Genomic DNA, 11915 nt, shown 5'->3' with positions numbered 1-11915 from the left:
GCGCCGCCCGAGCCCTGACGCACGTACAGATCAGAGCTGTTCGATCACGAGCGCTTACGAGCGATCACGAGCTCTTTCAGGAGTCCCCTCATGAAGACGATCGACGAACTCCTCACCGAAGGGGTCGCGGGCAAGCGGGTCTTCGTCCGCGCCGACCTGAACGTGCCGCTGGACGGCACGCGCATCACCGACGACGGCCGCATCCGCGCCGTGCTGCCCACGGTCAAGGCCCTCGCCGACGCGGGCGCCCGGGTCGTCGTCGCCTCCCACCTCGGCCGCCCCAAGGGCGCTCCGGACCCGGATTTCTCCCTCGCCCCGGCCGCCGCGCGCCTCGGTGAACTCCTCGGGTCGGACGTGGCCTTCGCGACCGACACGGTCGGCGAGTCCGCCCGGTCCGTCGTCGCCGGCCTCGCCGACGGTCAGGTCGCGGTCATCGAGAACCTGCGCTTCAACGCCGGCGAGACCAGCAAGGACGACGCCGAGCGCGGCGCCTTCGCCGACCGGCTCGCCGCCCTCGCGGACGTCTACGTCGGTGACGGTTTCGGCGCGGTGCACCGCAAGCACGCGTCCGTGTACGACCTCCCGGCCCGGCTGCCGCACGCCGCCGGCTACCTCATCGCGGGCGAGGTCGCCGTGCTGAAGAAGCTGACCGAGGACGTCAAGCGGCCCTACGCCGTCGCCCTCGGCGGTGCCAAGGTCTCCGACAAGCTCGCCGTCATCGACCAGCTGCTCGGCCGGGCCGACCGCATCCTCATCGGCGGCGGCATGGCCTACACCTTCCTCAAGGCCCAGGGCTACGAGGTCGGCAAGTCCCTCCTCCAGGAGGACCAGATCCCGGCCGTCCAGGAGTACATCGAGCGGGCCGAGAAGACCGGCGTCGAGCTGGTTCTGCCCGTCGACGCCCTGACCGCGACCGAGTTCCCGGACCTGAAGACCAAGGCCCCGGCCAACCCCACGACCGTCGCCGCGGACGCCATCCCGGCCGACCAGATGGGCCTCGACATCGGGCCCGAGAGCTGCAAGCTGTACGCGTCCAAGCTCGCCGACGCCGCCACCGTCTTCTGGAACGGGCCCATGGGCGTCTTCGAGCACCCCGACTACGCCGAGGGCACCAAGGCGGTCGCCCAGGCCCTCGTCGAATCCAAGGGCTTCACCGTGGTCGGCGGCGGCGACTCCGCCGCCGCCGTGCGCATCCTGGGCTTCGACGAGACGGCATTCGGCCACATCTCGACCGGAGGCGGCGCCTCCCTCGAATACCTCGAGGGCAAGACGCTCCCCGGCCTCGCCGCACTGGAGGACTGACCTTAATGAGCACGCGCACGCCGCTGATGGCGGGCAACTGGAAGATGAACCTCAACCACCTCGAGGCCATCGCCCACGTCCAGAAGCTCGCCTTCGCCCTGGCCGACAAGGACTACGAGGCCGTCGAGGTCGCCGTCCTGCCGCCCTTCACCGACCTGCGCTCCGTGCAGACCCTGGTCGACGGCGACAAGCTCAAGATCAAGTACGGCGCCCAGGACATCTCGGCACACGACAGCGGTGCCTTCACCGGCGAGATCTCCGGCCCGATGCTGGCCAAGCTGAAGTGCACGTACGTCGCCATCGGCCACAGCGAGCGCCGCCAGTACCACGCCGAAACCGACGAGCTGGTGAACGCGAAGGTCAAGGCCGCCTACAAGCACGGCCTGACCCCGATCCTGTGCGTAGGCGAGGAACTGGAGGTCCGCGAGGCGGGCAACCACGTCTCCCACACCCTCGCCCAGGTCGAGGGCGGTCTGAAGGACCTCCCCGCCGAGCAGGCCGAGACCGTCGTGATCGCCTACGAGCCCGTCTGGGCCATCGGCACCGGCAAGGTCTGCGGCGCCGAGGACGCCCAGGAGGTCTGCGCGGCGATCCGCGGCAAGATCGCCGAGCTGTACTCGCAGGACCTGGCCGACAAGATCCGCATCCAGTACGGCGGCTCGGTCAAGGCCGGCAACGTCGCGGAGATCATGGCCCAGGCCGACATCGACGGGGCCCTGGTCGGCGGCGCTTCCCTGGACGCCGACGAGTTCGTCAAGATCGTGCGCTTCCGCGACCAGTGAGTAGGCCGTAGCGGCGATCCGTCGTACCCTTGCGGGGTCCAGCGCTGTGCTGGGCCCCGCGTCGTCCATCCGCATCCGAGGAAGTTGGTCCAGCCGTGGTTCTGGGGTTCTCCATCGCCCTGATCGTCTTCAGCCTGCTGCTGATGCTCCTGGTGCTGATGCACAAGGGGAAGGGCGGCGGCCTCTCCGACATGTTCGGTGGCGGCATGCAGTCCTCCGTCGGCGGCTCCTCGGTCGCCGAGCGCAACCTCGACCGGATCACCGTCGTGGTCGGTCTGCTGTGGTTCGCGTCCATTGTCGTGCTCGGCATCCTGATGAAGGTGAACAACTGATCGAGCCGCAATCCGCACGGAACTGGCACGTAAGGCCCCATGTTCGGTACGCGCAGCTGAGCGCGGCCTATCATGGGGCTTGCGTCTAGGTGTGAGGGTTGTAACTCCAATCACTGGACGCGCGTTGGGCCTTACGTAGACTGAGGCGCTCGCAGCGAAGCGGAACGCCGACTCGCTTCGCGGCACCATCACGCAGGGAGTTACGACCGTGGCAAGTGGCAACGCGATCCGGGGAAGCCGGGTCGGGGCGGGGCCGATGGGCGAGGCCGAGCGCGGCGAGTCCGCGCCGCGGCTGCGCATCTCCTTCTGGTGCTCCAACGGACACGAGACCCAGCCGAGCTTCGCCAGCGACGCGCAGGTGCCCGATACCTGGGACTGTCCCCGCTGCGGATTCCCGGCCGGCCAGGACCGGGACAACCCCCCGGCCCCGCCGCGTACCGAGCCCTACAAGACGCACCTGGCGTATGTAAGGGAGCGGCGCAGCGACGCGGACGGCGAGGCGATCCTCGCCGAGGCGCTCGCCAAACTGCGGGGCGAGATCTAGAAGTCGAGACCGGCCGGGCACCAGCAGGTGCCCGGCCGGAGCTGCTTTCCCGCCTCCGGCGCCGACCGATTGTCAGTGCTGCCCTCTACGGTTTGTGCATCGGACGAACCATGAGGGGGAGCGGTGGCGACGGTCGAGGCGCTGAGCATGCGCGCGCCCTCGTGGCGCGGGGGCTTCGGACGGCTGTGGAGCGCCGCCGTGCTGTCCAGCTTCGGCGACGCACTGCGGACTGCCGCGCTTCCCCTGCTGGCCGTCACACTGACCGACGATCCGCTGCTCATCGCCTCCGTCACGGCCTGCGGCTATCTGCCCTGGATCGTCTTCGGCCTGCTCGGCGGGGCCGTCGCCGACCGCGTGGACCAGCGGCGGGCCATGTGGGTGGTGGACGCGTTACGTGCGCTGCTGGTCGCCGCCTTCGCGGTGGCCGTCGCGCTCGGACACGCCTCGATCGGCCTGCTCATCGTGCTCGCCGTCGCCCTCACCACCCTTCAGACCCTTTTCGACAACGCTGCCACGGCGCTGCTGCCCGCCCTCGTCGACCGGGACGCGCTCGGCAGCGCCAACGCCCGGCTGATGACCGGCCAGCGCATCGCCGGCGGCCTGCTCGGCGGACCCGTCGTGCCGCTGCTGCTTGCAGCCGGGACGGCCGTGCCGTTCGCGGCCGACGCCGTGACCTTCCTCCTGGCCGCCGCGCTGATCGCCTCCCTGCCGGCTGCCGAGCCCGACCGGAAGCCGAGACCGGCGGGCAGCACAATACGCCGGGAGATCGCGGAGGGACTGCGCACCCTGTGGCGCGACCGTGCCCTGCGCGCCCTGTGCGCCGCCACGGCCCTGTGCAACATCGGCATGGGCACCCAGCTCGCCATGCTGGTCGTCCTCGTCACCGACTGGCTCGGGGCGGGCCCCGCGGGATACGCGGCGGCGGGCACCGCCTTCACCCTGGGCAGTCTGGCCGGGGGAGTGGTGAACGGCCGGCTGGTGACACGCCTCGGCCGGCTCCGGTCGGTGCTGCTCGCCGGCTCGGTGCAGACCGCCCTCCTGATCGTCATGGGCACGGTACGCAGCCTGGCCGTGCTGGTGGGCGCGCTGGCCGTCTTCGGGCTCATGGGCATGGTGTGGAACATCAACACCACGACCCTCATGCAGGAGCGCAGCCCCGCCGGGCTCCTGGGCCGGGTCAGTTCGGCCTTCCGGACCCTGGCCTTCGCCGGAGTGCCCCTCGGCGCCCTGCTGGGCGGCGCCGTCGCCGCGGCCTGGGGGCCGAACACCCCACCCCTGCTCACGGCCGCCTTCTTCGTCCTCGCCGTCGTCGCGCTGATACCCGTGCTCACGGTGAACGTATCCGTGGTCGGGCCGGAGGACGGCGAGACGACAGCCGACGTCCCGCGCTGATCAACTAGGTTGGGACCGGCAGCGGGGCAAGGTACGCAGGCAGGACAGGAAAGAAGGTCGAACTCCGAGATGAACGCAGACGGCCGTACCAGGCTCAACCAGAGGCCCGAGTGGACGGCACTGGCCAAGCACCGCGAGGAGCTGGGCGAAGTCCGGTTGCGCGAGCTGTTCGCCGCCGACTCCGGCCGCGGCACCGCGTACACCCTCCGGGTCGGCGACCTGTACGTCGACTACTCCAAGCACCTCGTCACCGACGACACCCTGCGGCTGCTGCGCGAACTGGCCGCCGCCACCGACGTCTTCGGGCTCCGGGACGCCATGTTCCGTGGCGAGAAGATCAACACCACCGAGAACCGGGCCGTGCTGCACACCGCGCTGCGCGCCCCCCGGGACGCGGTGATCGAGGTCGACGGCGAGAACGTGGTGCCGGACGTGCACGGTGTGCTCGACAGGATGGCGGACTTCGCGGACCGGGTGCGTTCCGGCGAGTGGACGGGCCACACCGGCAAGCGGATCCGGAACATCGTCAACGTCGGCATCGGCGGCTCCGACCTCGGCCCCGCGATGGCCTACGAGGTGCTGCGCGCCTTCACCGACCGCTCGCTGACGGTGCGCTTCGTGTCGAACGTGGACGGCTCCGACCTGCACGAGGCGGTGCGCGACCTGGACCCGGCGGAGACGCTGTTCATCATCGCCTCCAAGACCTTCACCACCATCGAGACGGTCACCAACGCCACGTCCGCGCGCTCCTGGCTGCTGGCCGCACTCGGTGACGACGCCGCCGTCGCCAGGCACTTCGTCGCGCTCTCGACGAACGCCTACGACTCCGCGATCGGCCTGTCGCTGATGATCGCCATCGGCCCGGACCGCTTCCGGGAGATGCTCGACGGATTCCGCATCGTCGACGAGCACTTCCGGACCGCGCCGGCCGAGGCCAACGTGCCGCTGCTCATGGGCCTGCTGGGCATCTGGTACGGCAACTTCCACGACGCCCAGTCGCACGGGCACGAAGCTCATCCCGGCGGACTTCATCGGCTTCGCGAGGCCGGTCGCCGAGCTGAACGACGAACTGAAGGCCCAGCACGACCTGCTGATGGCCAACTTCTTCGCCCAGACGCAGGCGCTCGCCTTCGGCAAGACACCCGAGGAGGTGCGGGCCGAGGGGGTGCCGGAGGAACTGGTGCCGCACAAGACGTTCCAAGGCGACCACCCGACGACCACGATCCTCGCGCCCGAGCTGACGCCGTCGGTCCTCGGCCAGCTGGTCGCCCTCTACGAGCACAAGGTGTTCGTGCAGGGCGCCGTGTGGAACATCGACTCCTTCGACCAGTGGGGCGTCGAACTCGGCAAGGTTCTCGCCAAGCGCGTCGAGCCCGCCCTGACCGAGGGCGCGGAGGTCGAGGGCCTGGACGCCTCCACCAAGGCGCTGGTCGCCACGTACCGGGAGCTGCGCGGCCGGCAGTGACGGGTGCCGGACGGGAAGGCGGGCGGCAGCGCGCCGTCCGCTTCCCGTAGACTCCCGGTCGATCATCACGGCGAGTGCTCGGGGGAGCGCGAAGTGGCACGCTCACGCGGAAGTTGGACCGGGGGCACACTGACGGCCCGGTCCCTGCTCAGACCCCAGGACGTGGCGCGGGCGGTGTTCCACCCCGCGTGGATTCCGCAGCCGCTCGATCCGTCGGTGGAGCGGCTCAAGAGGTTCCGCGTCATGGCAGGGGCGGTCGCGTCTCTCGGGGTCTACACCTTCATCGAGGGCGGCTTCGACTTCACGGAGTTGCTGGAGAACGCGATGACGGCCTCCGTCGTCCTGCTCTTCCTCACACCGCTGACGGTCGGGGCGATGCTCTGGGTCTGGCGGCGCGGCGGCACCGTACGGCAGTTGCGGGTGCCGCTCCTCAACTCCCTCAAGCTGCTCCTGCTGTTCGTCGGCTGTGTCGCGGCGCTGCTGCTGCTGGTGCGGACGACGAACGCGGCCGGCAGTGTGGTGATGATCCTTGCGGTCGGCCTGACGATGATGTGGATGCTCATCTTCACCGCCTACGGAGCGGTGCGGGTCTCCGGCAACTTCTTCGGCACGGCCGCCGTGCACCGCTGTCTGCCGCCGCTGCTCGCCGTGGTGACCAGCTGGCTGATGGCCGTCCCGGACCTCGTCACCGGTGACCTGCATGGGCTCAGCCTCACCCTGGGAATCGTCTTCATCCTGGGCGCGCCGCTGACGGTCACCGCCATCGCGCTGCTGGAGATGGGACGGCTGAAGCGCCGGTACGGGATCCGGCTGAAGGCCCACCCGGCAACGCAGGCACCGGCACCCGGACCGGTCCCGTCGATGCCCCCGGGAATGCCTCCGGCGGGAGCACCGTACCTGCCGCCGCAGGGGAACCCGTACGGCCATCCCTACGCGCCGGGCGGGCCGCACCCCTACGCCCCACACCCGTACGCCCCGCAGCCGCCGCACCACCCGCAGGCCCCGTACGGCGCTTGACCGGCGTCGAGGTCAGGCCACCGCGCTCAGCGTGTCCGCGAGGCGCCGGCGGGCTGACCGGGCCGCGGGGACGGCCGCCAGCGCGGCGGCGCAGAGAACGGCCGCCGCTCCGAGCGGCACCATCAGGATCGCGGAGGGACCCTGGGCGATGCCCGCGCCGATGCCGCTGGACCGGCCCTGGGCGTCGATCAGCCAGTGGGCGAGCGGCAGCCCCAGTGCGGCGGCGGCGAGGACGGCCGCCAGCGCCGTGAGGCCGGTGGCCGTGACGGTGATCGCCGTGATCTGCCGGGGGGACAGGCCGATGGCCTTCAGGGCCAGCAGGTCCCGTTCGCTCTCGCGGACGGTGCCGCCGATCGCGGTCAGCAGCTCGATGAGCCCGATGAGGGCGAGCACGGCGATCAGCCCGGCCACCACCGCCCGCAGCGGGGACAGCCCGTCAGCCGGGTTGGCGACCGTGTGCACGTCCAGGTGGCCGCGCCCGGCCGTGGCGATCCGGTCGGCGACCTCCCGCGGGTCGGCGCCGGGGTCCAGGCGGAGCTCGTAGAGGGTCGGGCGGAGCCCCGGGTCGTTCGCCCGGAGGGTGTCGAGGGACGTGGAGATGACCCGGCCGGCGTTCTCCGGTTCGATGCTGCGGCCCACGATGTGCAGGATCAGCGGCTGGTCGCCGACGGTCATCCGGACCCAGTCGCCGACCCGGGCGTCCAGCAGATCGAGCAGCCCCTGCCCGGCCACGGCCTCGTCGGCGCCGAGGGCGGGGCGGCCCTCGGCGAGGGTGTGGGGGTAGGGGGCCCGGTGGGTGCCGATGCCGCGCAGCGCGATGGTCGCCGTCTGGCTCGGGCCCAGGGCGGCCGTCTCGACGCCCGGGTAGGCGGCGGCCACCTCCGGGTCGCGTTCCAGCAGCGTGCGGACCTGCTCCTCGCTCCGCCCGGCGTCGGCACGGACGCTGAGCGACGTGGGCAGGCCGATCTGCTCCGGTTCGCTGTGGAAGCGGTCGATGGTGGTCCAGGCGCTCATCGCGACGACGATCAGCAGCAGCGGCAGGGTGAGGCGGGCGACGGTGGCCAGGGGGCGGCGGGTGAACGCCTTGTGCCAGCCCAGCACCAGCGCGGGCGGTATCCGCACGCCGAGGGCCCGGCGCGCCAGGCCGGACAGCCGTCCGCCCGAGGTCGCGGCGGGTCTCGGCACGGGTACCGGCGGCACGCGTCCGGCTCGCCAGGCGGCCAGCCCGGTGGTCGCGCCGATGAACAGCACCGCGCCCGCCGGGACCACGAGCAGCGCCACGGTGTGCCCGGGCAGCCCCTGCCACACCCCGACAGCGTCCCCGAGCCGCCCCGGGATCCGGCTGCCCAGGACCTCGGCGAGACCGGCGGCGGCCAGGGCGCCCAGCAGGGCGTAGGCGAGGTGCTGGAGCAGGAAGATGCGGACCACCTGGCCGGGGGTGAAGCCGATGGCCTTCAGGACGGAGAGGTCGCGCAGATGTCCGCGGATGCGGGTGCCGATCGCCCCGTGCACGGCGAGCCCGGCCGCGACCAGCGCGCCCAGCCCGAACAGGCCCAGCACCTGACCGAGCAGCCGGTTGTCGCCCTGTGCCTCGGCCCGCGCCTGCTGCCAGGTGGAGACCTCGTCGATCGCCCCGGTTCCCAGCACGGTCACGGCGCGCTGGACGACGTAGGACGTGTCGCCCGGGTCTGTCAGCCGCAGCCCTGTCACCTGGCCGCCCGGGTCCGGTACGGCGGCCGGCAGGGCCCATACCAGGCCCGGCTGCTCACCGGGCCGGTAGCGCGGCTCGGCGCTGTCGGCGATGCCCACGACGTTCAGCTCGCGGGCGGTGCCGGGCACGGTGAGGGTGTCGCCGGGCTCGGCCAGCAGGGCGCGGGCGAGGCGGCTCTCCAGGACCACGCCGTTCGGCGTCGCGGGGTCCAGCCAGTGGCCGGAGACGATCGGCGGGCGGCCGATGGAGGGCCGTTCGGGAGTGGCGCGCAGTTCGACGGAGGCGCGGCTGCCGCGGGAGGAGACCGTGGTGGAGGTGGTGGGGTAGGTGTCGGTGACGGAGGCGACGCCGTCCAGCTCGGCCAGTTTCCCGGTGTCGGCCGACCTGTCGGTGTGCAGCCACACGTGCGCGCCGTGCGACTGCGTGAAGACACGCTGCCAGGGGTTGGTCGCGTAGCCGAACAGGGCCGTGGCCAGCAGCAGGGAGGCGACGATGCCGGCGGTGGCGAGGACGAGGAACAGCGCCTCGCCGCGGTGCGTGCGCAGATCGGAGTGCGCCCAGCGCAGGGTGGCTCGCACGGGCCTCAGCCTCTCGGCCCGGACGTGGGGCAGCCGTCGTACACCCTCATGTCAGTCCTTGAGCTCCAGCACACCGGATATGCCGGCGCGGCGCGGCGGTGTGGTGCCGCCGTCGAGTTCCGCGTCGTCGGCGATCCGGCCGTCGAAGAAGCTGATGACCCGGTCCGCGGCGCTCGCCAGCCGGGCGTCGTGCGTGACCAGCACGATCGTCTGGCCGCGCTGGTGGAAGCGGGACAGCAGCCGCATGACCTCGCGGGTGCCCTTGCTGTCGAGGCTGCCGGCCGGCTCGTCGGCCAGCAGCAGTGGCGGGTGGTTGACCAGGGCCCGGGCCAGGGCGACGCGCTGCTGTTCGCCGCCGGACAGCTCGCCCGGCATGCTGCGCTCCTTGCCCGTCAGGCCCAGCTCGGCCAGCAGCGCCGCCCGCTCGGCGCGTGCCTGCTTCGGCGGGGTCCCGGCGAGCAGGGCGGGCAGCTCCACGTTGTCGGCTACGGACAGGTTCGACACGAGGTTGAAGAACTGGAAGACGATCCCGATCCGCTTCCTGCGCTCCACCGCCCAGCGGGCCTCGCCGTAGGTGTCGGTGGACTTCCCGTCGAGCCAGATGTGGCCTGCGTCCGGTCTCTGGAGCCCGCCGAGCAGATGCAGCAGCGTCGACTTGCCGGCGCCGGACGGGCCGGTGATCGCCACGAACTCGCCCTCGCGTACGCACAGGTCGACCCCGCGCACGGCATGCGCCGGGGCGCCCTCGCCGTGGTGTGTCTTCACCAGGCCCTCGGCGCGCAGCACAGGAGCGGGACGGTCGTCGCTCACTCCAGCTCCTCCAGCTCTTCCTGGCACCGTTCCAGCCAGTCGAGGTCGGCCTGCAGGTGCAGCATCGCGCCCTCGATCAGCAGATGGGCGATGCGGTTGTCGCGGTCTTCGGCGGTGGCCAGCTTCGACAGCTGCCGCATGGTGTTCAGATACTGGCGCCGCTGCTGGTTGATCAGGGTGATCTGCTCGGCGAGGCCGGTCTGCGGAGCGAGCGCCAGCTTCATGAAGAACTCGTCCCGCACCCGGGGCTCGTCCTCGGGCTCCTCGAACCAGGCGCGCAGCGCCTCCCGCCCGGCGTCGGTGAGGTGGTAGACCTTTTTGTTGGGCCGGCTGGACTGCGCCACGTCCTCGCCCTCGATCAGTCCCGATTTCTCGAGGCGGCCGAGGGTCACATAGATCTGGCCGACGTTCGGCTGAGGGTACGCGGAGCCCAGCAGTTGCTCAAGGTCCTGCTTGAGCTCGTAGCCGTGAGCGGGCCCGCGGGCGAGGAGGGCCAGGAGGGGCAGGCGCACGCGTGCAGTCCTCCTGTCCGGTCCAATGTGCTCCAGGCCCTAGTATCGCCCATACCTAACGGGTATACATGGCCTCTGATTCCGGGCAAGGGTGCCCAGCGCCGGTGTACAGGGAGGAACCTATGCGGTGGATCCATGCCGCGGGTAGGGGCCTTCTGGTTCTCGTCGTGGTCCTGACCGGCTACGTCGCCGCCGGAGCGCAGGCGGGCGAGCCCTCGGAGGGCGGGCGCGGCCCCCTCACCCTGGCCACCGCCGGAGACCTTACCGGTTACCTCGGCCCTCTGCTGGAGGGCTGGAATCGCACCCATCCCGGCGAGAAAGTCACCCTCGTCGAGCTGCCGGACTCGGCCGACGAGACCCAGGCCCAGATGGTCACCGACCTGCGCGACGGCGACCGCAGCCGGTTCGACGTGCTCAACATCGACGTCAACTGGACTCCGGAGTTCGCCGCGGCGGGCTGGATCAGGCCCCTGCCCCGGGACCGCTTCCCCTTGAAGACCTTCCTGCAGCCGGTGGTGGACACGGCGACCTACGACGGGCAGCTCTACGCCGTCCCCTACGTCACCAACGCCGGCCTGCTTCTCTACCGCAAGGACGTCCTCGCGAAGGAGGGCGTGGAGCCGCCGCGCACCTGGGCGGAGCTGGAGCGGTACGCGAAGACCATCGCCCCGAAGCGCGGCCTGGACGGCTACGCCGGACAGTTCCTGCCGTACGAGGGCCTCACCGTGAACGCGGCCGAGGCCGTCTACTCGGCGGGCGGCTCGATCCTCGGCGACGAGGGCGAGCGCGTCACCGTCGACTCGGCCGCGGCCCGCGAGGGCATCGGGTTCCTGGCGCGCGGAGTGCGCGAGGGCTGGATCCCCAGGGAGGCGCTGACGTACAAGGAGGAGGAGTCCAAGCAGGCCTTCCAGGACGGCCGGCTGCTCTTCCTGCGGAACTGGCCGTACGCCTATGTCGGCGCCTCCGCACCCGGTTCGAAGGTCGCCGGGAAGGTCGGCGCCGTGCCGCTGCCCGGGCCCGACGGGCCGGGGACGAGCGTCCTGGGCGGCTCCAACCTGGCTGTCAGCGCGCATACGCGCCACCCCGACTCGGCGGCCCGCCTGATCGCGTACCTCACCAGTGAGCGCGTCCAGCGCCAGGTCCTCACCCGGGGCGCGCTGCCGCCGGTCCGGGCCGACCTCTACGAGGACCCCGCACTCATCCGCAGGTTCCCGTACCTGCCGACCCTCAGGACGAGTGTGCTCGCGGCCGAGCCGCGTCCCAAGAGCCCGCGCTACGACCAGGTCAGCCTGGTCGTGCAGGCGGTCGTGCACGACGCGATGGCCGGGCACCAGACGCCCGCCGCGGCGGTGCGGCGGCTGGCACAGGAGCTCGCGCTCATCTCGCGCCGCTAGGCGCTCGGCGGCCTCTGCTACTTACTTGTTAGGTAACGCAGGGGTCTCATCTTGCTTCATAGCATCCGATAAGTCC

At 71.4% G+C, this 11915-nt stretch carries 10 protein-coding genes and 1 pseudogene; 8 read left to right on the top strand and 3 right to left on the bottom strand.

Annotated elements, in window-relative coordinates; all coding sequences use genetic code 11:
* Positions 1–90: 90 nt before the first annotated feature.
* From IO24_RS0137265 to IO24_RS0137235, 7 genes and pseudogenes are all read left to right on the top strand, one after another.
* Complete coding sequence (locus IO24_RS0137265; protein ID WP_031143848.1) at positions 91–1302, top strand: phosphoglycerate kinase; 1212 nt, start codon at positions 91–93, stop codon at positions 1300–1302.
* A 5-nt stretch (positions 1303–1307) separates the two neighbouring features.
* Positions 1308–2084, top strand: a complete 777-nt coding sequence (gene tpiA, locus IO24_RS0137260) for a triose-phosphate isomerase (RefSeq protein WP_030852764.1) — start codon at positions 1308–1310, stop codon at positions 2082–2084.
* A gap of 95 nt (positions 2085–2179) precedes the next feature.
* Complete coding sequence (gene secG, locus IO24_RS0137255; protein WP_031143845.1) at positions 2180–2416, top strand: preprotein translocase subunit SecG; 237 nt, start codon at positions 2180–2182, stop codon at positions 2414–2416.
* A gap of 208 nt (positions 2417–2624) precedes the next feature.
* On the top strand, positions 2625–2960 hold the full coding sequence (locus IO24_RS0137250; RefSeq protein WP_010352468.1) for an RNA polymerase-binding protein RbpA: 336 nt from the start codon (positions 2625–2627) through the stop codon (positions 2958–2960).
* A gap of 123 nt (positions 2961–3083) precedes the next feature.
* Positions 3084–4352 carry an MFS transporter gene (locus IO24_RS0137245; protein ID WP_031143841.1) on the top strand — a complete coding sequence of 423 codons (1269 nt, stop codon included), beginning with the start codon at positions 3084–3086 and terminating at the stop codon, positions 4350–4352.
* A gap of 69 nt (positions 4353–4421) precedes the next feature.
* Positions 4422–5817 (top strand): annotated as a pseudogene (locus IO24_RS41340) (glucose-6-phosphate isomerase).
* 93 nt (positions 5818–5910) lie between these two features.
* Entirely contained in the window at positions 5911–6834 is a 924-nt protein-coding gene (locus IO24_RS0137235) for a hypothetical protein (protein ID WP_031143839.1), read from the top strand.
* A gap of 12 nt (positions 6835–6846) precedes the next feature.
* On the opposite strand, the gene IO24_RS0137230 is transcribed toward IO24_RS0137235, so the two are convergent.
* The 3 genes from IO24_RS0137230 to IO24_RS0137220 are packed head-to-tail and all read right to left on the bottom strand — an operon-like array spanning position 6847 to position 10445.
* Positions 6847–9123 carry an ABC transporter permease gene (locus tag IO24_RS0137230; RefSeq protein ID WP_031143837.1) on the bottom strand — a complete coding sequence of 759 codons (2277 nt, stop codon included), beginning with the start codon at positions 9121–9123 and terminating at the stop codon, positions 6847–6849.
* A 51-nt stretch (positions 9124–9174) separates the two neighbouring features.
* Positions 9175–9933: an ABC transporter ATP-binding protein gene (locus IO24_RS0137225; RefSeq protein WP_031143835.1), complete on the bottom strand. Its 759-nt coding sequence runs from the start codon at positions 9931–9933 to the stop codon at positions 9175–9177.
* Positions 9930–10445, bottom strand: a complete 516-nt coding sequence (locus IO24_RS0137220) for a PadR family transcriptional regulator (protein WP_031143833.1) — start codon at positions 10443–10445, stop codon at positions 9930–9932. Before IO24_RS0137220 ends, IO24_RS0137225 begins: the two co-directional genes overlap by 4 nt.
* A 122-nt stretch (positions 10446–10567) precedes the next feature.
* Between IO24_RS0137220 and IO24_RS0137215 the strand changes: the two genes are divergently transcribed.
* Positions 10568–11839 carry an ABC transporter substrate-binding protein gene (locus tag IO24_RS0137215; RefSeq protein ID WP_031143831.1) on the top strand — a complete coding sequence of 424 codons (1272 nt, stop codon included), beginning with the start codon at positions 10568–10570 and terminating at the stop codon, positions 11837–11839.
* Positions 11840–11915 lie beyond the last annotated feature (76 nt).

This window comes from Streptomyces flavovariabilis, from assembly GCF_000725785.1.
Taxonomy (GTDB): domain Bacteria; phylum Actinomycetota; class Actinomycetes; order Streptomycetales; family Streptomycetaceae; genus Streptomyces; species Streptomyces hawaiiensis.
The sequence above is the reverse complement of the archived record's forward strand: the minus strand, read 5'-3'. Positions and strand labels throughout refer to the sequence as shown.